This window comes from Bradyrhizobium guangzhouense, assembly GCF_004114955.1.
In the GTDB taxonomy this organism is placed as follows: Bacteria; Pseudomonadota; Alphaproteobacteria; order Rhizobiales; family Xanthobacteraceae; genus Bradyrhizobium; species Bradyrhizobium guangzhouense.
Genome location: NZ_CP030053.1, coordinates 4,558,760 through 4,579,823, shown reverse-complemented (window position 1 = coordinate 4,579,823; position 21,064 = coordinate 4,558,760). Strand labels below are relative to the sequence as shown.

The 21,064-nt window shown below is 64.4% G+C and carries 20 protein-coding genes; 10 read left to right on the top strand and 10 right to left on the bottom strand.

Features of this window, described 5'->3' with window-relative positions; genetic code table 11:
- Positions 1-12: 12 nt before the first annotated feature.
- From nagA to XH91_RS22175, 4 genes are read right to left on the bottom strand one after another with little or no spacing between them, the layout of a single operon-like run.
- Positions 13-1,149 carry an N-acetylglucosamine-6-phosphate deacetylase gene (gene nagA / locus XH91_RS22190; protein WP_206733492.1) on the bottom strand — a complete coding sequence of 379 codons (1,137 nt, stop codon included), beginning with the start codon at positions 1,147-1,149 and terminating at the stop codon, positions 13-15.
- A complete protein-coding gene (locus XH91_RS22185; RefSeq protein WP_128952543.1) occupies positions 1,149-2,174 on the bottom strand; it encodes an SIS domain-containing protein in 1,026 nt (341 codons plus the stop codon). The genes nagA and XH91_RS22185 overlap by 1 nt, the downstream gene beginning before the upstream one ends.
- On the bottom strand, positions 2,171-2,926 hold the full coding sequence (locus XH91_RS22180; protein WP_245477174.1) for a GntR family transcriptional regulator: 756 nt from the start codon (positions 2,924-2,926) through the stop codon (positions 2,171-2,173). The genes XH91_RS22185 and XH91_RS22180 overlap by 4 nt, the downstream gene beginning before the upstream one ends.
- Positions 2,923-3,795: a glucosamine kinase nucleotide-binding domain-containing protein gene (locus XH91_RS22175; protein WP_164938300.1), complete on the bottom strand. Its 873-nt coding sequence runs from the start codon at positions 3,793-3,795 to the stop codon at positions 2,923-2,925. Before XH91_RS22175 ends, XH91_RS22180 begins: the two co-directional genes overlap by 4 nt.
- A gap of 93 nt (positions 3,796-3,888) precedes the next feature.
- Here XH91_RS22175 and XH91_RS22170 point away from each other — a divergent pair, with 93 nt between their 5' ends.
- From XH91_RS22170 to XH91_RS22120, 10 genes are all read left to right on the top strand, one after another.
- On the top strand, positions 3,889-4,833 hold the full coding sequence (locus XH91_RS22170; protein ID WP_128952540.1) for an N-acetylmuramic acid 6-phosphate etherase: 945 nt from the start codon (positions 3,889-3,891) through the stop codon (positions 4,831-4,833).
- Position 4,834: 1 nt separating this feature from the next.
- A complete protein-coding gene (locus XH91_RS22165) occupies positions 4,835-6,097 on the top strand; it encodes an ABC transporter substrate-binding protein (protein WP_128952539.1) in 1,263 nt (420 codons plus the stop codon).
- A gap of 132 nt (positions 6,098-6,229) precedes the next feature.
- On the top strand, positions 6,230-7,180 hold the full coding sequence (locus tag XH91_RS22160) for a carbohydrate ABC transporter permease (RefSeq protein ID WP_128952538.1): 951 nt from the start codon (positions 6,230-6,232) through the stop codon (positions 7,178-7,180).
- A gap of 9 nt (positions 7,181-7,189) precedes the next feature.
- The gene (locus tag XH91_RS22155; protein WP_128952537.1) at positions 7,190-8,023 is read left to right on the top strand and encodes a carbohydrate ABC transporter permease; all 834 of its coding nucleotides are present in this window, start codon (positions 7,190-7,192) and stop codon (positions 8,021-8,023) included.
- Positions 8,024-8,032: 9 nt separating this feature from the next.
- Complete coding sequence (locus XH91_RS22150; RefSeq protein WP_128952536.1) at positions 8,033-9,121, top strand: ABC transporter ATP-binding protein; 1,089 nt, start codon at positions 8,033-8,035, stop codon at positions 9,119-9,121.
- A 57-nt stretch (positions 9,122-9,178) separates the two neighbouring features.
- Positions 9,179-9,754: a histidine phosphatase family protein gene (locus tag XH91_RS22145; RefSeq protein ID WP_164938332.1), complete on the top strand. Its 576-nt coding sequence runs from the start codon at positions 9,179-9,181 to the stop codon at positions 9,752-9,754.
- Between the two features lie 957 nt (positions 9,755-10,711).
- The gene (locus tag XH91_RS22135; protein ID WP_128952533.1) at positions 10,712-11,506 is read left to right on the top strand and encodes an SDR family NAD(P)-dependent oxidoreductase; all 795 of its coding nucleotides are present in this window, start codon (positions 10,712-10,714) and stop codon (positions 11,504-11,506) included.
- Positions 11,507-11,567: 61 nt separating this feature from the next.
- The gene (locus XH91_RS22130) at positions 11,568-12,008 is read left to right on the top strand and encodes a DUF3237 family protein (protein WP_128952532.1); all 441 of its coding nucleotides are present in this window, start codon (positions 11,568-11,570) and stop codon (positions 12,006-12,008) included.
- Positions 12,009-12,037: 29 nt separating this feature from the next.
- Positions 12,038-12,796: an SDR family NAD(P)-dependent oxidoreductase gene (locus XH91_RS22125; RefSeq protein ID WP_128952531.1), complete on the top strand. Its 759-nt coding sequence runs from the start codon at positions 12,038-12,040 to the stop codon at positions 12,794-12,796.
- Positions 12,797-12,824: 28 nt separating this feature from the next.
- Positions 12,825-13,844 carry an RNA polymerase subunit sigma-70 gene (locus XH91_RS22120; RefSeq protein ID WP_128952529.1) on the top strand — a complete coding sequence of 340 codons (1,020 nt, stop codon included), beginning with the start codon at positions 12,825-12,827 and terminating at the stop codon, positions 13,842-13,844.
- 99 nt (positions 13,845-13,943) lie between these two features.
- Here XH91_RS22120 and XH91_RS22115 read toward each other — a convergent pair whose 3' ends face one another.
- The 6 genes from XH91_RS22115 to XH91_RS22090 all read right to left on the bottom strand — a co-directional run bounded on the left by XH91_RS22115 (position 13,944) and on the right by XH91_RS22090 (position 20,883).
- The gene (locus XH91_RS22115; RefSeq protein ID WP_128952528.1) at positions 13,944-15,308 is read right to left on the bottom strand and encodes an FGGY-family carbohydrate kinase; all 1,365 of its coding nucleotides are present in this window, start codon (positions 15,306-15,308) and stop codon (positions 13,944-13,946) included.
- A 78-nt stretch (positions 15,309-15,386) separates the two neighbouring features.
- Positions 15,387-16,502 (bottom strand): autoinducer 2 ABC transporter substrate-binding protein, encoded by a 1,116-nt coding sequence (locus tag XH91_RS22110; RefSeq protein ID WP_128952527.1) that lies wholly within the window; start codon positions 16,500-16,502, stop codon positions 15,387-15,389.
- Positions 16,503-16,551: 49 nt separating this feature from the next.
- Positions 16,552-17,544, bottom strand: a complete 993-nt coding sequence (locus XH91_RS22105; RefSeq protein ID WP_128952526.1) for an ABC transporter permease — start codon at positions 17,542-17,544, stop codon at positions 16,552-16,554.
- Positions 17,541-18,518 carry an ABC transporter permease gene (locus tag XH91_RS22100; RefSeq protein WP_430644532.1) on the bottom strand — a complete coding sequence of 326 codons (978 nt, stop codon included), beginning with the start codon at positions 18,516-18,518 and terminating at the stop codon, positions 17,541-17,543. The genes XH91_RS22105 and XH91_RS22100 overlap by 4 nt, the downstream gene beginning before the upstream one ends.
- A 5-nt stretch (positions 18,519-18,523) precedes the next feature.
- Positions 18,524-20,065: a sugar ABC transporter ATP-binding protein gene (locus XH91_RS22095; RefSeq protein ID WP_128952523.1), complete on the bottom strand. Its 1,542-nt coding sequence runs from the start codon at positions 20,063-20,065 to the stop codon at positions 18,524-18,526.
- A 2-nt stretch (positions 20,066-20,067) separates the two neighbouring features.
- On the bottom strand, positions 20,068-20,883 hold the full coding sequence (locus XH91_RS22090) for a DeoR/GlpR family DNA-binding transcription regulator (RefSeq protein ID WP_128952522.1): 816 nt from the start codon (positions 20,881-20,883) through the stop codon (positions 20,068-20,070).
- Positions 20,884-21,064 lie beyond the last annotated feature (181 nt).

Genomic DNA, 21,064 nt, shown 5'->3' with positions numbered 1-21,064 from the left:
CGATCGCGTCCTTCAATCAGGTGTTGAGGAGTGGCCTTCGATCCAGGTTTCCAGCACGCGCAGCTCGTCGTCGAGATGCACGAGGCTCGCGAGATAGCCCGGTGCGATCCGGCCGAGGTCGGCATCGCGCCGGAGAAACGTCGCCGGAATACGTGATGCCATGGCGAGGGCGTCGGCGAGCGGAAGCCTGAGGATATTGACGGCATAGCGCACCGCCTCATCCATGGTCAGAACCGAGCCGGCGAGCGTCCCGTCGTCGAGCCGCAGGCAGCCGTCAATGGACGTCACGCGGCGGCCCTGAAGATCGAAATGATCGGGGCCGCCGGCCGCCGGCGGCATCGCGTCGGTAATCAGCATGAAGCGATCGTGCCGCTTGGCGGCAACCGCGACGCGTAAATTCGCCTCGTGGACGTGATGGCCGTCGGCGATGAGGCCGACGAACGCATCGTCGAGATCGAGCGCGGCACCGACCATACCCGGCTCGCGCCCCGTCGGCGGGCTCATCGCATTGAACAAATGGGTGAACGCGCGCGCACCTGCTTCCACGGCCCGGCGCGCCTCCTGGTAGCTCGCGTCGGAATGCCCCAGCGAGACGAGCACGCCCTGCCGCGCGAGTTCGGCGATGCTCTCGGGTTCGACCCTGTTGGGCGCAAGCGTCATCATTATCGCGCCGCAATCGGCGTTTGCGATGGTCGCGATATCGTCGGATTCGAGATTGCGGATGTAGCCGAGTTCATGCGCACCCTTGCGGCGCGGATCCAGGAACGGCCCTTCCAGGTGAATGCCGAGTGCCGCTGGGGTCAGACGCCGCGCCTCGCGCGTCGCGGCGATCGCGGCGGCCATCACTTGCGGCGCATCGGTCACCAGCGTCGGCAACAGGCCGACGGTCCCGTGGTTGCGGTGTGCGGCCGCAATGCGGGCGATGCCTTCGGGCGTCGGGTCCTCGTTGAACAGGACGCCGCCGCCGCCATTGACTTGAACGTCGACATAGCCGGGCGCAAGCAGGCCGCCGCCGAGATCCCGCAGGGCGCCATCAGGTTTCTTGGCGTGGGGAACGATCGCGGCAATGCGTGCGCCTTCGACGACGACCACGTGGTCATCGAGGAAGCGTTCGCCATCGAAAATCCGCGCGCCTGATAGAACGATCATCACACGGTCTCCGTCACCTTCCTCAGATTGCGCGGGCGGTCGGGATCGCGCCCGAGCCGGAGCGCAAGCGCTTCGGCAAGCCGGTAGAAGCGATGGATCATGACGATGGGCTCCAACAGGGACGCCTCGACCCGCGCCGTCGCGAGACGATCCGGCTCGTCGTCGCCGCCCGCTTCGATTGCGATCACCGTCGCGCCGGCATCGGCCAGCGCGTTGAGCGCCGGCAGCATGCCTTCGCGCGCCGGGTCGGACGGCAGGAAGGCGATGACGGGGAAGCCCGAAGTTACAAGCTCGGCCGGGCCGTGCAGCACCTCGGCCGCGGAGTAGGCCTCGGCGTGAATCGCGCACGTTTCCTTGAGCTTGAGTGCTGCTTCCGCGGCGATCGCAAGCGTCGCGCCGCGGCCGAGCACGAAAGCGCTGCGGGCACTTGCAAGTCTCTCCAGCATCATCGCGGGCGGCGGCGCTACCTGGCCGCGGAGAACGTCCGGCAGGCCGGCGAGGGCGTCTGCGAGCGGCCGATCCTCGCGCCACGCCGCGACGAGGCTTGCCCCGGCGACGAGACCGGCCACCATCGATTTGGTCGCGGCGACGGAACGTTCCGTGCCGGCGCAGAGTGGCAGCAGGATTTCGGCCTCTTGCGCGAGCGGCGAGGCCACGTCGTTGACCAATGCGAGGGCCAGCGCACCGCCGCTGCGTGCCGCACGCTGCATTTCCACGATGTCAGGGCTGCGTCCTGATTGCGAGATCGCGACGGACACGCTGCCTTTGAGCCGCATCGGCGTCCGGTAAAGCGTCGCAATCGAGGGGCCGATCGACGCACACGGCACTCCTGAAAGAATCTCGACGAGATATTTCAGATAGAGCGCGCAGCAATCCGACGAGCCGCGACCGATGGTTGCGACGAGCGGCGGATCGAGGGCGCGCAGACGCGCGCCGAGGTCAGCCAGCCGCTCCGCATTCTGACCGAGCTGGCGCGCCGTCGCTTCACCTGCCTCGCCGATCTCCTGAAGCATGTGTGTCGTCATCGGTGCGTCTTTCGGGCCGGGGGCGACAGCGTGAGCTCGGAGACGAAGTCATAGGCGTCGGCGCGATACCAGGACTTCGTGAACTCGACGCAGGCTCCGTCGGCGAGGTAGGCGATGCGCTGGATGTAGAGCGCGGGGCTGTCAGGCGCGACGCCCAACAGTTCGGCATCCGCATGATCGAGCAGGGTCGCACGCAAGCGCTGCAGGCCCCGGGTCGGCCTGAAGCCCTTTGCGGAGAGCGCCTCGTAGAGCGAGTCGCCCACCGAATCCTGTTCAGGAAGAAAGCGTATCGGCACGGCGGCGCGTTCGATTGCCATCGGCGAACCATCGGCCAGGCGCAGGCGTCCGAGCCGGAACACGCGGTCGTTCGGTCGTACGCCGAGCATCATCGCCTCTTCCGGCGTCGGCAGGAATACGCCGCGCTCGAGCTCGCGCGAGCTCGCCACCAGTCCACGCAGCCGCATGTCTTCGGTGAAGCTGGTCAGGCGCGAGGAGGGCTGCTCGACGCGGGGTGTCGCGCGATGGATGAAGGTGCCGGCGCCGTGGCGGTGAAACAGCACGCCTTCGGCGATCAGATCAGCGATCGCCTTTCGCAGCGTGGTGCGCGATACCTCGAGCAGCTCGCACAATACGCGCTCGGCCGGAAGCAGTTGCGTTTCCGCGAAGCGTCCGGTTTCGATCTCGCGCCTGAGCGCATCGACCACGGCACGATAGAGCTTTTGGCCCGGCGCCGTCTCGACCGTCATCGTCATGCCGCGTCCTCCGCGAGCGTGCCGCCGGCAAGAAGGATCGCGCCGTCGACGGCGTCGCGCCGCGGCCGGGCAAGGCGATTGGCCACGTCAGGCGGCAGGAAGGGGCGCAAGGGCTCGCCGAAGCCGCCCGCCAGCGCAATGCGCTGGGCGCCGAGCGCGTTCAGCGCGTTCGCGAGCGCTGCGATCGCGAGGGCTGCTTCTCCGACGATTTCGCACGCGCGCATGTCTCCGGACCTTGCGACGTCGAGGATCTGCGGTGCGAAGGCGCCGTAGTCTCTGGGTCTGGCTTCCGCTGCCCAGCGGCTCATCCGCAACGGATCGTCATCGAAATGTCGACCGAGTGCTTGTGCCAGTCCGCTCATCGGCTCCAGGCCATCGATCGCACGCAGCGTCGCGCGTAGCGCCGATTCGCCGAGCCGCGCGGCGGATCCGTCGTCGCCCAGCCAGAAGCCGCGTCCGCCGATGATCGTCGTTCGCGCGCCCACGCGAGCGATTCCCGCCGAGCCCGTGCCCGCGATGATCAGGCCACCATCGCCGACGCCGTTGGCTCCGACGCAAGCGGCGACCGCATCATTGACGGCGACGATCTGCGCGAAGCCGGGCAGGGCGGCGGAGACACGCTCGGCTTCATTGTGGTCAGAGAGTCCGGCAAGGCTCAGGCCGAGGGCGATCTCCTGGCGTGGCGCGCCGGCAGTCATTGCGGATTCGATGGTTTCGCGCACGACCCGCATCGCTTCGTCGAAGTCGAGATAGATGTTCGAAGCCGGCCCCACGGCGCGCCCGAGTTCGCGGCCCGACGCGTCCCGCAGTCTCGCGCGGCAACTGGTGGCGCCGCCGTCTACTCCGAGAAAGAACCGGGCTGTCGCCAAGGGGCCTCCTAAAAAAATTCTTAACGCCTCTAGACAAGTGGTATGTCACGTGTCTAAAACGAATACAAGAGGTATCTACCATTGGTATTCACGATGCCGGTACTGCCGAGTGGAGAGACGGGCGGAGAGAGGTGCGACGACACCGCCGACGTCGTGACGACCGATGAGGCGATGTTTGCCGACGCGGTGCTCGTCTCCTACCGCCGAGCGATTGCTTCGGTCGCGGCTGTCACCAGCGACATCCGTGCGGCAGCCCTTCGGCTCGCCGCCATTTGGCGAGCCGGCGGACGTCTGGTCTATGCCGGTGCGGGATCTTCGGGCCTTGCGGCGGCCGAAGATGCTGCCGAGCTTCCCGGTACGTTCGGCCTTGACCAGAGCCGCATCGCGATCGTCTTGCCCGGCGGGACTGCCGAGCCATTTCGCATCGACAGCGCGGCGGAGGATGATGCTGCAGCCGGTGCGCGTTCGATCGTCGAACTCGGTGATCTCTCCGGCGACGCCGTGATCGCTGTCTCGGCGAGCGGCTCGACGCCGTTCACCGTCGCCGCGGCTGCAGAGGCGCGTCGCCGCGGCGCCTTCGTCATTGGCATCGCGCACCGTCCTGCCTCGCAATTGCTCGCTCTGGCCGACGCTCCAATCCTGCTCGAAAGCGGGGAGGAGGCGCTGCGCGGCTCGACGCGACTCGCGGCCGGAGCTGCGCAGAAGGCCGCGCTCGGCATGCTCTCGTCATTGATGGGACTTGAGCTCGGTCACATCCATCAGGGGCTCATGGTCAATCTGAAGGCCGATAACGCCAAGTTGCGCGAGCGGGCGCACGGGATCGTCGCAACGATCGCTGATGTCAGTGATGCCAAGGCGGCGGCGGCGTTGCGTGAGGCCGGCGGCGACGTCAAGCCGGCGGTGTTGATTGCGTGCGGCATCCCCAGCATGAGTGAAGCCGTCGGCTGGCTCGCTGCTGCGGAAGGCCGCATAGACGGCGCGCTGCGCCGCGCAAGGGGTAGCGGAATCAGGGGCGAAGGCCCGAACAAGGGAGCGTAGCATGAGACGGACATTCAAGGCCGCATTGGGAGCTGAGGTTGCCGCGTTGGCGTTGCTCACGGGGCTGGCGTCGGCCGAGGCGGGCTCATTGAAGATCGAGAGCTGGCGCAATGACGACGCCGATATCTGGAACTCCAAGATCATTCCCGCCTTCAACAAGCACTATCCTGACATCAAGATCGAATTCGCCCCCTCGGCGCCCAAGGAATACAACGCTGCCCTCAATGCGCGGCTCGATGGCGGGACTGCCGGCGACCTCATCACTTGCCGTCCGTTCGACGCCTCGCTCGCGCTCTATCAGAAGCATCAGCTCGACAGCGTCGACGGCATCAAGGGCATGGACAATTTCTCCGATGTCGCAAAGGCCGCGTGGCAAACCGACGACGGCAAGACCACTTTCTGTGTTCCGATGGCCTCCGTCATCGCCGGATTCATCTACAACAAGGAAGCCTTTGCCAAGGTCGGCGTGACCGAGCCGAAGACGCTCGACGAATTGCACGCCGTGCTCGAAAAGTTCAAGAAGGACGGGACCTATGTCCCGCTGGTGATGGGCACGGCCGACCAATGGGAGGCCGCAACCATGGGCTTCCAGAACATCGGCCCCGACTACTGGAAAGGCGAGACGGGGAGGGCCAATCTGATTGCGGGCAAGGAAAAGCTCACCGACCCGCAATATGTCGCGGCCTTCAAGGAGATCGCAAGCTGGGCGCCGTATCTCGGGTCGGGATTCCAGGCACAGACCTACGCCGACAGTCAGAACCTGTTCTCGCTCGGCAAGGGCGCGATCTATGCAGCCGGCTCGTGGGACATCTCGACATTCCGGGGCCAGGCGAAATTCGCCATGGGTGCGTTCCCGCCGCCGCAGCCTGCCGGCACGACGGATTGCTACATCTCCGATCACACCGACATCGCGATGGGCATCAACGCAGCCTCGAAGAACAAGGAGGATGCCAAGAAATTCCTGGAATGGCTGACGACGCCGGAATTCGCAACGATCTATGCCAACGCGCTTCCCGGCTTCTTCCCTCTCGCCAAGACTCCGGTGAAGGTCGAGGACGACGTTGCTGCGACGATGGTCGGATGGCGGCAGACCTGCAAGTCGACGATCCGCAATTCGTATCAGATCCTGTCGCGGGGTACGCCGAATCTCGAAAACGAGCTCTGGAACGTGTCCGCGCAGGTGGTCAACGGCAAGCTGACGCCCGAGGCCGCCGGCAAGCAGCTCCAGGACGGCCTCGACAAGTGGTACAAGCCCGCCAAGTGAATTCAGATCTCCCTCTCCCCGCGCTCGCGGGGAGAGGAACTGTCCTCGGTCGATAGTTGCTGCAGGCTCCGCCAGGGGATGGCACGAGCACACAGCGGCGATAACGCATGTCAGGTTTGTTCTTTTCCCCTCATGGCTGAACCGATCTCGCACGTCACCGCCCAGATGCCCCGCGCCAAGCTCGCGGGCCTTTTGCTGTTCTTTCTTGGGCCGGCGGTCGTGATCTACAGTCTGTTTTCGATCTATCCGCTGGTCGCGACGATGGCGCTCTCGACCTACACCAGCGATCCGTCCGGAGCCCGATCTTTCGTCGGCCTCGCCAATTTCGCGACGCTGCTCGGTGATGCGCTCTGGTCGAAGCCATTCTGGAATGCCCTCGGCAACAATCTGATATTCTTCGTCGTGCATATGTGCGTGCAGAACCCGGTCGGGATTGCGCTCGCCGGACTGCTCAGCCTGCCCCGCGTGAGGCTCAAGGGCTTTTATCGCACCGTGATGTTTCTCCCGACGATGCTGTCGGTCGTCATTGTCGGCTTCTCCTGGAATTTGATCCTGTCGCCGCTCTGGGGCGTAGCCTCCGGCGCCCTGAAGGCGGTCGGATTGGGCTCGCTGTTTGCTCCGTGGCTGGGGCTCGAATCGAGCGCGCTCGTCACCCTGTCCCTCATTTCGGTCTGGCAATTCGTCGGCATCCCGATGATGTTGGTCTATGCCGCATTGCTCAACATCCCCGAAGAATTGATCGACGCGGCGCGCGTCGATGGGCTTGGGCAGTTCCGCATCTTCTTCCACATCAAGCTGCCGCTCGTGCTGCCGACGATCAGCCTGGTCTCGGTCCTGACCTTCGTCGCCAACTTCAACGCTTTCGATCTGATCTACTCGGTCAAGGGCGCGCTTGCCGGGCCGAATTTCGCCACCGACATCCTCGGCACGTTTTTCTACCGCACCTTCTTCGGCAATCAGCTTCAACTCGGCAACCCGACCATGGGCGCTGCGGTCGCGACCGTGATGTTTTTCATCATCCTTCTCGGTCTCTGCCTCTATCTCTTCCTCGTGCAACGGCGCATCCGCCGTTACGCTTTCTGAGGGGGAGGCATGACCAGGGATCAGCGCGCAAGGAGCATCGGTGTCCACCTCGTCCTGATCGCCTACAGTCTTCTGGCGGTAGGGCCGATCCTGCTCGTCGTGATGAATTCGTTCAAGGTGCGCAGCGCCATCTTCGGCAGCCCGCTCGCGCCGCCGGATGCATCGACCTTCAGCCTGATCGGCTACGAGAAGGTGTTCCGCTCCTCGCATATCCTCCTGTACTATTCGAATTCGCTGATCGTGACCCTCGTCAGCATGGCGCTCGTCCTGCTGTTCGGGGCAATGGCGGCCTGGGCGCTCACCGAGTACCGCTTCCGTGGTTCGACGGCGCTGGCGTTGTTCCTGTCGATCGGCATCATGGTGCCGATCCGGCTTGGCTCGGTCGCAATCCTCAACATGATGCGATCCGCCGGGCTCAACGACACGCTGACGGCCCTGGTCCTGGTCTATGTCGCGCAGGGCCTGCCGATGTCGATCTTCATCTTGAGCGAGTTCATCCAACAGATCCCGAAGGATCTGCGCGATGCCGCGCGCTGCGACGGCGTGCCGGAAACCCGCATCTTCTTCGAGGTAGTCGCCCCGCTGCTGCGCCCGGCCATTGCGACGGTCGCTGTCTTCACCATCGTGCCGATCTGGAACGACCTCTGGTTTCCGTTGATCCTGACCTCGAGCGATTCGACCCATACGGTGACGCTCGGCGTGCAGCAGTTTCTCGGCCAGTACATTACCGACTGGAATTCCGTGCTCGCCGCACTGTCGATGGCGATTCTGCCGGTCGTCGTGATCTACGTCATCCTCTCGCGCCAACTCATCGCAGGCCTCACCTCCGGCGCAGTCAAATAGGTTGTCAGAATGGCCAATCTGCGCATCGAGCAACTCAACAAGCGTTATGGCGCAACGACGGTGCTCAACGACGTCAATCTGAGCATCGAGGACGGCGAATTCGTCGTTCTCGTTGGCCCTTCGGGCTGCGGCAAGTCGACGCTGCTGCGGATGATTGCCGGGCTCGATGGTGCATCGGGTGGCGACATCCATATCGCCGGCAAGCTCGTCAATACGCTCGCGCCTGCCGAGCGTGGTATCGCGATGGTTTTCCAGTCCTACGCGCTGTATCCGCACATGAATGTGCGCAAGAACATGACGTTCGGATTGAAGTTCACTGGTGTGCCGCCGACCGAACGCGAGCGACGCGTCACGGAAGCGGCTCGCATGCTACGGCTCGAGGAGCTGCTCGAGCGCTATCCGCGCGATCTTTCCGGCGGTCAGCGTCAGCGTGTCGCGATCGGCCGAGCGATCGTGCGCGAGCCCGCTGTTTTCCTGTTCGACGAGCCGCTCTCCAATCTCGACGCAGCCTTGCGTGTCTCGACCCGCGTCGAGATCGCCAATCTGCACAGGTTGCTGAAATCGACGATCGTCTATGTCACGCACGATCAGGTCGAGGCGATGACGCTTGCCGACCGCATCGTCGTGATGAACAAGGGCTGCATCGAGCAGGTCGGCAAGCCTCTCGACCTCTATTATGAACCCGCCAATCTGTTCGTGGCCGGCTTCATCGGCTCGCCTGCGATGAACTTCTTCGACGCCGAGGTCGAAGGCATCGAGGGCGGACGCGCCCGCGTGACCGGTGCGGCGTTTCGCAGCCTCGACATTTCGGCGGCATCGCTGAAGGTCGGCGACAGGCTGACGGTCGGCGTCCGCCCGGAGCATCTTGTCCGGGGCGAAGCCGGTGCTTTCGCCGCCGAAGGCGTCGTCGAGCTGGTCGAACGGCTTGGCGAGGCCTCGTTCGCCTATCTGCGCCGCGGCGACGGCAGGATGTTCGTGGCGGAGGTCCGCGGCCGTCAGACGCCGGTGCCCGGCGAGAGGGTGGCACTCGTCGCCGCGAGTCCCGATGTTCACGTTTTCGACGCCTCTGGCCTGCGTGTTGCGACCGAAGCCCGCTGAGGAAGGCGACGGGATGCCGGCTGCAGGCGGGTGTAAGGGCAGGGTCGTTCAGCCATGATGCATGTCGTACGCTATCTGACCCATCCTCAGGTGAATATCGATCCGTCAATCCCGGTTCCGCGTTGGGGCCTGAGCGAGGTCGGCAGGGCGCGCACGGAAGCCGTGACGGCGACGGGACTGTTGTCGGGTACCGCGCAGGTCATTTCCAGCGGAGAGCAAAAGGCGATCGAGACCGCCGAGATCATTGCGGCAAAGCTCGGGATCGACGTGGAGGTGCGCGAGGCGATGCACGAGAACGATCGATCGGCCACCGGATTCCTCGTCCCCGACGAGTTTGAGGAGGTGGCCAATCAATTTTTCGGGCAACCCCAGGTCAGCGTTCGCGGCTGGGAACGGGCAGTTGACGCCCAGGTACGCGTCGTCGGCGAGGTCGAGCATGTACTGGCCCGCGATACGCCGGGCGATGTGCTCTTCGTCGGCCACGGTGGCGTTGGTACCCTGCTGTACTGCCATTACGCCGGTTTGGCGATTGATCGCGTTCATGATCAGCTTGCTGGTGGTGGCTGCTTCTTCGCATTCACATCGCAGGAGCGCCGCGTGCTGCATGGCTGGCGCCGCCTCGAAGAGCTGTGATTGTCGCTGCGATGGCAGAGCCAGGTATGGCAGCAGGAGAGCTGGCGCGTGCAGCGGAGAGGCTGCACGCGCCGGGAACAGGTTAGATGTCAGCGCGTACCGATGCGTTGATGTCGTGGGCAGAAACCGGAAAAATGCGCCACGTCCATCGTTCCCTGTTGTGTCCGGTTGTCACCCGGCGGTGCCGGGGTTAACGCCCTCAGGCGGTTTTGGTTCGATCGATGGGCTACAAGACCTTGCGTTACCCGACGGCCAAAACACGCTAGGGGTAGGGCAATATCCGCCCCTGAAAATATTCCACTTTACCGAAATTCGGAAATGACGTATGTGTCGCGGCAACCCGGCCCATGGAAGAGGGGCGTATCGCGATCGTCACGACGCGGACCGGACGGCGGTGGACGGTGAGCACATCGGCGCGAAGGGTTTTGCTGGGCGGGCAACCGCGAGTGGGACTGTCGCGCGAACGACCGGTGTGATCGGCGTACGGCAAAATCGTGTGGTCCTGGCGCCCGGGTCTGTGCGTCAAGGCTCGTCATGATGCGTGTGGTCCAACGGGACCCTCGTATTGGCGATCTGCGAGCCGACGGGGATAGTGCCTCGCTCCCCGGGGAGAGCACGACATAAGCCGTAAAACCACTGCGCAGGGAAGGCCGGATGTTTCGGCTTCACCTGTACGCCGCTGTGCAGCCTCTTCTTTTAGGTGTCGCACAGTGGATCCCGGGTGCCAGCCGGGCACCCGGCCTTCCCTGCGCCCTCTTTCATTTCGAGGGCCGGAACGACGCAAGGCTCGGGTGCGCTGCGCCGCGAGAATGTGAACACGCGTCCTGCGCGCGCTGCCCCGCGGCCCGAACATTTTTCGCCGACACCGATGAGTCTTGACGTTGCTGAGGTCTCTATGGGCGATGGCGGTGGTCAAACCGGCCCTGCGCACCTAACCCGAGATGAAAGGGACTCGTCATGCTCCTCGAAAACAAGACAGCGGTCATCTACGGCGCCGGCGGGGCCGTCGGCGGCGCCGTGGCGCGGACATTCGCCCGCGAAGGGGCAAAGGTCTTCCTCTCCGGCCGCACGCTCGGCAAGGTCGAGCGCGTGGCCCGGGAGATCGTCGCAGCGGGCGGAACGGCAACAGCCTTTCAAGTCGACGCTCTGGATGAAGAGGCCGTGGACAGCCACGTGGCCACGGTCTTCAAGAGCGTCGGGCGGTTGGATGTGTCTTTCAACGCCATCACGCCGATTCCGCAGCCGGGAACCCAGGGGATCCCGATTGCCCAATTGTCGGTCGACAGCTTCACTGCGCCGATCACAGCCTACCTGCGGTCGCACTTCCTGACGGCGCGGGCGGCAGCACGGCGGATGGCCGAGCAAGGCTCCGGCGTGCTGTTGATGCACACCCCTGAACCGGCGCGGCTCGGAGCGGCCTTGGTCGGAGGGATGGGTCCCGCCTGGGCCGCGATGGAAGCCTTCAACCGCAACCTGTCCGCCGAATTCGGCGCCAGGGGGGTCCGCGCGATCTGCGTGCGCTCGACCGGCATGCCGGAGACGGAGACAATCGACGTCGTGTTCGGGCTGCATGCCAACGCGATCGGCATCCCGCGCGAGCAGTTTCTCGGCTTCATCGAAAACCTCACGCATCGCAAGCGTTCGAGCAAGGTCTCCGAGGTCGCGGAAATGGCTGCCTTCCTGGCCTCGGACCGAGGCAGCGGCATGACCGGAGCCGTGGCTAATTTGACCGGCGGGTTGATCGTCGACTGAGGGCGTTACGCTGCCGGCGATCAGCGACGTCAGTTTTTGTGGGACACTTGAGAGAGAAGCCATGAGCTACGAAAAGATCTTCGAATACGACCTCGACATCATGAGTGTGATTGAATACGGCGTGAACATGCAGGCCATGTTAGCCGGGCAAGAAAGTGTGCCGCTGCACGGCGCTCAATTCGACGTCACGCTCGCGGGACCGATCAAAGGCCGCATGACGGGTACGATACGCGGCATCGACTATCTGCGCGTCCGCGCGGACGGCCGCAGGGAGCTCGATCTCCGCGCGACCATCGAGACCGAGGATGGGAGCCGGGTTGCGTTTTCGGCCGACGGCGTCGGGACGCCGCGGGATGGTGAGCCGATCGTCGATCTGGCTGTGAAGATCGACCTTGCCACGGCCGCCGCGGCCTACGCCTGGGTCAACGCACGACCGGCCTGGGGCGCGGGCTATGCGAACCTGGCCACCGGGAAGATCCACATCGACGCCTACCTGCACTGAGGTTTGGGCACGCTGAGGAGATTTGAGCCATGTCGGAAAACGGAATGCTCCAGGGCAAGCGGGTGGTCGTGCTCGGCGCCAGCCGCGGCGTCGGCCGCGAGATCGTGCGGCGGGCTTCGGGCGAAGGCGCGCAGGTCCTGGCGGTGGCCAGGCAGGCGCGCGGTCTTTCCGAGCTCGCAAAGGAAACGCGCGGCATCGAAACGCTGGCGCTGGACGCCGCTTCGGAAGCCGCGCCGCAGAGGGTCTTCGGCAGGACGAGGCCTGATCTGCTGGTGATCTGCGGCGGGGCCACCCCGCCGGTCCGTCCGATACCCGAGCTCACTTGGGCCGAATTCGGAGTGAATTGGGAAGTCGACACCAAGATGGCCTTCCTGTTCTGCCGTGAGGCGCTCAAATTGCCGCTTGCCTCAGGCTCGGTCGTGGTGGTCATCTCCAGCGGGGCCGGCCTCGGCGGGTCGCCGATCTCGGGCGGCTACGCTGGCGCCAAGCGCATGCAGATGTTCATCGCCAAATACTGTCAGGCCGAATCCGATCGCCTCGAGCTCGGTATCCGTTTCGTAGCGCTCGTTCCCTCCCGCATCATGCCGGAGACGGACCTCGGGCAGGCGGCCGTGAACGGCTATGCCCGCTATCTCGGCATTCCCCGGGAGAAGTTCCTCGAGAACATGGGCGCGCGCCAGTCGCCTGAAGATGTTGCCGAGGCCGTCGTTGCAGCCGCGGTCAAGCCGCCGGCCGAGGCAGGAGCGATCTTCACCATTTCGGCCAATGGCGTCGCCGCGGCGAGCTGAGGAAGGACTGTAGTCCAAGAGTGTGGCCATGAAAGACAAGACGCTGACCAGTCCTGCGAACGCTGCGCCGCCGAGCCGCGCCGACTTCGTCCGCGTGGCCGAAGCGCATCGTCGCGCGCTCAAGCTGCATTGCTATCGCATGCTGGGCTCTCTTCATGAGGCCGAGGACGCGGTCCAGGAGACCATGCTGCGGGCTTGGCGGGGCTTCGACGACTTCGAGGCGCGCGCCTCGATCAAGAACTGGCTTTATCGGATCGCGACGAACGTGGCCCTCAACATGGCGAGCCGTTCGAAGCACGGCCGGACGATGCCAGACCGGCTGAATGGTCCGTCAACCATGAGACCGCAGGGACGGCCGGATGCAGAAACGCTGTGGATCGAGCCTTATCCCGACGCCGAGCTCGAGAGCCTGCCGGATCCCGCCGCAGGGCCGGACGTCCGCTACGAGCTGCGCGAATCCGTCCGTTTCGCGTTCATCACAACGATCCAGCAACTGCCGCCGCGCCAGCGCGCTGCACTTCTGCTGGCCGACGTGTTGGGCTGGTCGGCAATCGAGGTCGCCGCCGTGCTCGACGCCTCGGTGGCCTCGGTGAACAGTGCCTTGCAACGGGCGCGGGCCAAGCTGGCCACGCTCGACTGGGATGCCCGGCCGGCTCCAATCGCCGATGAACAACAGCGCAGCCTGCTGGAGCGCTACGTGCGGGCTTGGGAGAGTGCTGATCTCGAGCGGTTCGTTTCGCTCCTGAGAGAAGACGCCGTCTATTCGATGCCGCCTTGGCGAGAGTGGTATCAGGGACGCTCTTCGATCGCGGATTTTTTCAGGGCGGTCTGGCCCGCTTATCGTGGCTTCAGGCTTGTGCCCGTCGGCGCGAACCTGCAGCCGGCATTCGCCCTTTATTCCCTCGGCGCTGAAGGGCGCTGGAACGCCCACTCCATCCAGCTCCTGGCGCTGGACGAGAGCCAGATCGGGGCCATGACGATGTTCATGCAGCCGCTGGCCCAGAAGCTCTTCACTGCGTTCCGACTGCCAAAGGTGCTGGAGCCCTGACATGACTCGCAAGATCGTCCGGTTGGATCCCAGGATGCGTTGTTCAGCAAGGAGGCGTCGTTCCGGGGCACGCGAAGCGCGAACTCCCGGGACGCTGGCTCACCGAGCAATCCCATCGACTGTTGCCGTCCAGGCCTTGTGGTAAGAATCAAGGCCGGCGATCGAAATTGAATCGATGGGGCCCGGCTCAGCGATGCGGTAAGAGGGAGGCCATTGCGCGAGCATTGCGGCGCCGCGTGCCGTGCCTGCGGCGTCTTTCGCCGCAAAGACACGCTGCGAGGGTCGTAACGCGCCCAGCGCCATACAGAAGGGAAGGTTGCGAGCGAAGGTTCCTTCGACGATGAGATCGCCGATGGTCGCTCCCATGCGCGTCAGCATCAGATCGCTGACCAACGCGCAATAGAGCGTCGCGAGTGCGGCCCGATCTCGCGCGGCGACTTCGCCGCGGACCACGCCCTCGGTCGTCGCATAGGGTCCGCCCTGGCCGCAGAAGCAGGGCAGGGCCATCGCGCCCGAGGCGATGACACGTTCGATCGCGCCGAGATCCGCGTTGCCACCGCTGCCCGCGATCATGGCGTATTCGCGTCCACCCATGAAGCGTCCGCAGGCGATCGGGCGGCCCAGCGCGTCGACGTTGGCCAGCGTGTCGTCGCGAGGATCGAGCTGATCGAGCGAAAGGCCCACGCTCATCAGGATCACCCAGGTGCCGGTCGATAGCACGGTGAACGGCGCCTGGCGCGAGACGAGGTAGGGCAGCAGCGACGCATTGGAATCGTGGATGCCGCAAAAGACCGGCGTGTCGGGCGCGAGCCCGCATGCGGCGGCGATGTCGGGCTTGATCGGACCGAGCGGGTCGAAGGCAGGGCGCATCGGCTGCAGCAGGTGGCCGACGCCGAGAGCTTTGACGAGGCTCGAGACCTGTCCCTGCCGTGGCGCCCAGAGATCCGTATGAGCACCGATGGTGGTGACTTCAGAGACCGCGACACCGCTCAGGCGCCAGGACCAATATTGCGGATAGCCAACGAAATGCTTCGCGTTGGCGAAGAGCTCAGGACAGCGCCATTTCTGATAGGCCAGCTGCCGCCCGAGATTGAGGCCGGCCGGCAATTTCGGTGACAGCGTCTCCGAAAACGGCGGGCGCAAGGCGGCATAGTCGGGCTCGATTGCGTCCACATCAGCGAATTCGTAGTCCATGACCGGCGCGGCGAGGTCGTCCTCGCCGATCAAGGCACCGGCAGCGCCGTGTGCGGTCGGAACGATTGCGCTGATCCGGTGCGCGCGTGCGGCTTCACGAAGCGCATCGAGGAAGAAGCGCCATGCGCTCTCGACGTCTTCGTGCGGATAGGGCGGCCCCGGCCGAATACTGTTGGGCGCCGACTTTTCCCAGAGCAGCCGACCGTGGTCGAACAAGGCAAGCTTGACGTTGGTCTTGCCGATGTCGAGGACTGCGACCGTCTGGCTCATCGTCAACTCGAAGCGGGTGGAACATCAGCGCAAGCAACGTCGCCCGGCTGCGCTCCGCAGCCGGGCGACGCGTTCAGATCAGAAATCGAAGTCCTTGATGTTCTGTTTCGTGAAGATGAAGGGCGAACCCAGCAGGATCTCGCTGCCATTGACCACGTTCAGCTTGCCGAGCTTGCCAGCATCGACCGAGGTCGCGCCCGGCTTCAGGCTGCCATCGACCACGGCGCGCATCACGTAGGTGGCGGCGTAGCCGAGATCGACCGGATTCCACAGCACGACCGATTTGACGCAGTCGGCGTTGACATACGGCTTCATCGCGTTTGGCGTGGCGAGGCCCACCACCGCGACCTTGCCGCAGAGCTTGGCCTTGGTCACGGCTTCCGCCGAAGCGGGCGTCGCGACCGAGGTCATTCCGAAGAGGCCAGCCAGCTTGTCGCCATGCTTGTTGATCAGCGTCGTCGCCTGGTTGAAGGAGAGGTTGTTGTCCTCCTGCGCTTCGACCGTTTCCAGCCATTTCAGCTTGGGATGGCACTTCTGCGCATAGGCCCACATTTCGGCGATCCAGCGGGCCTGGTTCGGCGTCGTGAAGGTCGAGGTGACGATCGCAAAACCTTTGTCCTCGCCGGCCTCCTTGGCCATGGAGTCGACCATCGACTTGGCGATGCCGTTGAACTCGGCCTGGTTGACGAACCATTCGCGCGCATCAGGCGTCGAATTCGCGTCGTAACCGACGACGTGGATGCCTTTCGACAGCGCCTTCTTCAGCACAGGCGCGATCGCCACCGGATCGTTGGCGGCGAAGAGAATGCCGTCGACGCCGCTGGTGATGTAATTGTCGATGAACTTGATCTGCTCGTCGATTTTGGCCTCGGTCGGGCCGTCGGTCTTCACCGTGACGTTGCCGAGCGCCTTGGCGGCGTCCTGCATGCCTTTCGAGGTCGCGTTGAAATAACCGATGCCAATCAATTTCGGCACGTCGACCAACGTGATCGGCTTGCCGGCCTTGTCGGCCGCATTTGTCGGCTTGCCGCCGTCATAAGGCTTGGCGGCAGGCGCGGCGCTGGCTTCGCCCGCCGAACAGGCCAGCGGATTGACCGGCAGGTCGTCCGCGCCGTCCCATCTCTTGTCCGCCGCCGAGGCCGCTCCGGCCAGCAGCGTCGCGCCGAGGAATGCAGCAGCTAATCCGAGCTTCATCTTGTTTTCCTCCCATTTTGATGCCGCTTTTTTGCGGCTAGACACGCCGTCAAACGCCCTCGCGTCTCCGCTGGAGCGAACTCGCCACAAGAGTTGAAAGGATGAGGACCGTGCCGATGACGACGATCGTCGCGTCACCCTTGACGCCGGTCAGGGCCAGCCCGTTTTTCAACAGCTGGATCATCGCGAGGCCGACCACGGTGCCCCAGATGGTGCCGACGCCGCCAAATATGCTGGTGCCACCGAGCACCACCGCCGCGATCACGTCGAGCTCATAGCCGATGCCCATGTCGGAGCGGGTGGTGGTCACGCGCGAGACGAGAACACAGGCGGAAAGACCGGCCATCAGGCCCGATAGCGTGTAGACGATCAGCTTGACGCGATCGACCGGCAAACCGGAGAAGCGCGCCGCGGTCTCGTTGTTGCCGATCGCGTAGAGCGTCCGGCCGAAGGTGGTGCGGTCAAGAACGATGGCCGTGGCCACGATCGCGATCAGCAAGAGCCAGAGCTGCGCCGGGACACCAAAGAGGTTTTCCTGTCCGATGAAGTAGAACCATTCAGGGTAGCCGCGCACCGAACGCGCCTGGCTGATCCCCTCGGCGAGCCCGCGGTAGAGAGCAAGCGTCGCGATGGTCATGATCAGCGGCGGCACTTTCACCTTGGTGATGACGAGCCCGTTGACGAACCCCGCCGCCGCACCGACCGACAGTGAGAAGCAGATCGCCAGCGGTAGGGGAAAGCCGAAGGTCTTCCAGGAATAGCCGAGCAGGATCGCGCAGAGCCCGACGATCGAGCCGACCGAGAGATCGATGCCGCCGGTGATGATAATGAAGGTCATCGGCAGCGCGATGAGCCCGACTTCGGTCGTCAGCCTGCCCTGGTTCAGCAGATTGTCGAGCGTCAGGAAGCGATTGTTCAAGGCTCCGAGCCCAATCAGCGCGATGAGCAGGATCACAGCGAGCATGGTTTCGTGGCGCAGCAACCACCAGGGCATGACGCGCTTGGCGATTTGGGGGAGAGGGATCTCGCTCATGGCGCTCATGCTCCGGCCATGCGCCGGCGCCGCAGAATGTCGGCAATCACGGTCACGAGAATGAGCGCGCCTTGCACCGCGCGGATCCAGTAGGGCGAGACGTCGATGAAGACCAGCGCGCTGGCGATTTCGGCGATCAGGACGGCCGCAAGGGTCGAGCCGACGACCGTGCCGACGCCGCCGAGAATGCTGACGCCTCCGACGACCGACGCGGTGATGATCGTCAATTCGAGATTGGGTGGCACCGTCGACTGGATGACGCGCAGTTGCGTTGCGTAGAGCAGGGCGGCCGCCCCGGCAAAGAGGCCGTGCAGCGCGAAGACCATGACGATCGTGCGCGGTTGCGAGATGCCGCAGAGCCGGGCCGCTTCGGCGTTGCCGCCGACGGCGTAGATCGCACGGCCCGAAGCCGAATAGCGCATCCACAACGCGGCCAGGATCGTCACCAGGATCATCAGAACGACAGGAAACGGCAACATGCCGAAGAGCTCGATATCGGCGAGATGGAAACTGTCGGGCAAGTCGGTGATCCATTTGCCACCGGTGACGCTGATCAGCCCGCCTTTAAGGATCGACAGCATGCCGAGCGTCACCACGATCGCCGGAATGCGCAGATAAGCGATGATGACGCCCTGCAAGGCCATCACCGCAACGCCGGCAACGAGTGCTGCCAGCCAGGCGACGAGGATCGGCGCGCCGTTCACGGCCAGGGTGCCGCTGATCGTCGCCAGGACGCCGATCAGTGCGCCGACGGAAATATCGATGTTGCCGGATACGATCACCATCGACATGCCGACTGCCGCGACGGCGATATAGGCGTTGCCGAGCAGCACGTCGGAAAGGTTGCGTGCCGCCAGAAAGCGCGGATTGTAAAGGCCGACGGCGATGGCAAGGCCGATCACCGCGATCGCGAGCAATGCCTCCTGCGAGGCAAGAACCTTCAGCCGCCGTCGCGGATCAGCCCCGGCGCCGGCCAAGGTCATCGCCGTCATGCCGCTTTCTCCGCGTTTTCATGGCTGCCCATCATCGCTGCGCCGACCGCCTCCTGGGTCGCTTCTTCCCGCGAGAATTCGGCAACGATACGGCCTTCGCGCATCACGAGCACGCGGTCGCTCATGCCGAGCACCTCCGGCAGCTCGCTCGAAATCATCAAGATGGCGAGCCCCTGGGCCGCAAGCTCACCCATCAACCGATGGATCTCCGCCTTGGCGCCGACATCGATGCCGCGCGTCGGCTCGTCGAGGATCAACAGCTTCGGCCCATTGGCAAGCCATTTGCCGAGCACGATCTTCTGTTGATTGCCGCCGGAGAGCTTGCCCGCGACCTGCTCGAGCGAGCTCGCCTTGACCGCAAAGCGCTTGACGCCATCGCTGGCGAGCGTGCGTTCGGCGCCGCGATCGATGAAGCCGCCGAATGCGATCTTGCCGAGCGCCGCGAGGCTGAAGTTCTCGCGCACCGTCATTGGCCGTACCAATCCTTGCGTGCCGCGATCCTCGGGAACGTAGGCGATCCCCAGGGACCGCGCCTGGGCTGGTGAGCGGATGTCGGCTTGCTGCCCGCCGACCTTGATTTCGCCGCCATCGGCGGGCGTGACGCCAAAAATGGTTTGTGCGAGTTCGCTGCGACCCGAGCCGACCAGGCCGGCCAGGCCGACGATCTCGCCGGCCCGCACCGCGAGCGAGACGCGTTTCGTCAGCGGCCGTCGCTCGAGGTCCAGAACCTCCAGCACCGGCTTGCCGATCGGAACCGTGACCTTCGGGAACAGGCTCTCGATCCTGCGGCCGACCATCAATTGCACGAGTACGGCTGCATCCGTGTCGGCAACACGACTGGTTGCGACATGCGCGCCGTCGCGCAGCACGGTGACACGATCGGCAATCGTGAAAATCTCATCGAGCCGATGGCTGATATAGATCACGGCGACACCGCGGGCTTTCAGCTTGCGCACGATGTCGAACAGCCGCGTCACGTCATACTCGGTCAGGGCCGCGGTCGGCTCGTCCATGATCAGGATGCGCGCATCCTGCGACAGCGCGCGCAGGATTTCGACGCGCTGACGATTGCCGACGCTGAGCGAGCCAACTATGCGGTCTGCTTGCAGGTCGTGAATCTCGAGCGAAGCGAGCAGCGCATTCGTCTTCTCGTGCATCGCCCGCCAGTCGATCCTGCCGAAGCTGGAGCGCGGAGCGTGCCCCATGAAGATATTTTCGGCGACCGTGAGCTCCGGAAAAAGCAGCAGTTCCTGATAAATCGTGGCAATGCCGGCGCGCCTGGCATCGTCCGGCCGCGCGAGGTCGACGGGCTTGCCCTCCACGAGCACCTCGCCGCGATCGGGCGGGAACACGCCCGAGATGATCTTGATCAGCGTCGACTTGCCGGCGCCGTTCTCACCGAGCAAGGCGTGAACCTCGCCCCTGGCAGCCTCGAACGAGACGCCGGACAGCGCCCGTACACCCGGAAAGGACTTTTCGACCGCACTCACCGACAGGAGCGGTGCAGTTGGAGTTTCACTATGCGTGTGCGTTGTCATGGCTACGCCGCCGCAGTGGTTTGAGCGCTCGCATCGACGATAACGACACGGACACCCTGTCCGCGCAGCATGTCGAGTGCGTCGTTCGGCGCATCGGAATCGGTGATCAGCGTGTCGATGCGCGAGAGTGGGCAGACGACAAGGCTGCCGCGCGAGACGAATTTCGAGGAATCGGCGAGCACGATCAACTTGTCGGCGCGCTTCAGCAGCTTGGATTCGGCGCGCGCGAGCAGGGGATCGCCTTCGATCACGCCGAGGGGGCCGATCGAGATCGCGCTCATGAACATCCGTGTCGCCGAATAGTGCTGGATCGCATCCTCTTCGAAAGGCGACACGATCATGCCCTGCTCACGATAGACCTCGCCACCCGGCAAGGCGACGCGGCATTTCGACGTGTGGATCAGCGCGTCGGCGAGCAGGTAGGAATTGGTCAACACCTTCAGTCGGCGCTCGCGCAGATACTCGCCCATCTGATAGGTGGTCGTGCCGCCATTGATGATGATTGTCTCGCCATCGGCGCAGAGGGCCACGGCCGCTTTCGCGATGGCGCGCTTGGCGTCGATGTTGAGGGTCTGGCTGACGTCGAAGGAGCGGGTCGCCAGGGAGAGGACATCGCCTGGCGTGTTGGCGGTGGTGTCCGGCAGGGCTTCGAGCCCGCCGTGCACCCTGATCGCGACACCTTGCTCGGCGAGCCTGGCGAAATCACGCCGTATCGAGGCTTCGGAGACACCGGTCGCGCGACAAGCGTCGGCGATGCGCACCAGCGACCGCTCGCGCAAGAGTGCCTTGATGACCTGCCAGCGTTCCCGCTCGTGCACGTCGCCCTCCCTTTTGCCTGCAAATAGGTCATGCTCTCGGGCAGCGGTCAACTGCAAACCGTCATATTCGATCAATATCGCGCTGCATCAATCATATTGCATCGCCACCATGAGTGTCCGTGATTGACCTTGATTGAATCCCCGGCCTAAGCTGCCCCGAGATCAAGCACAGGGAGGATGC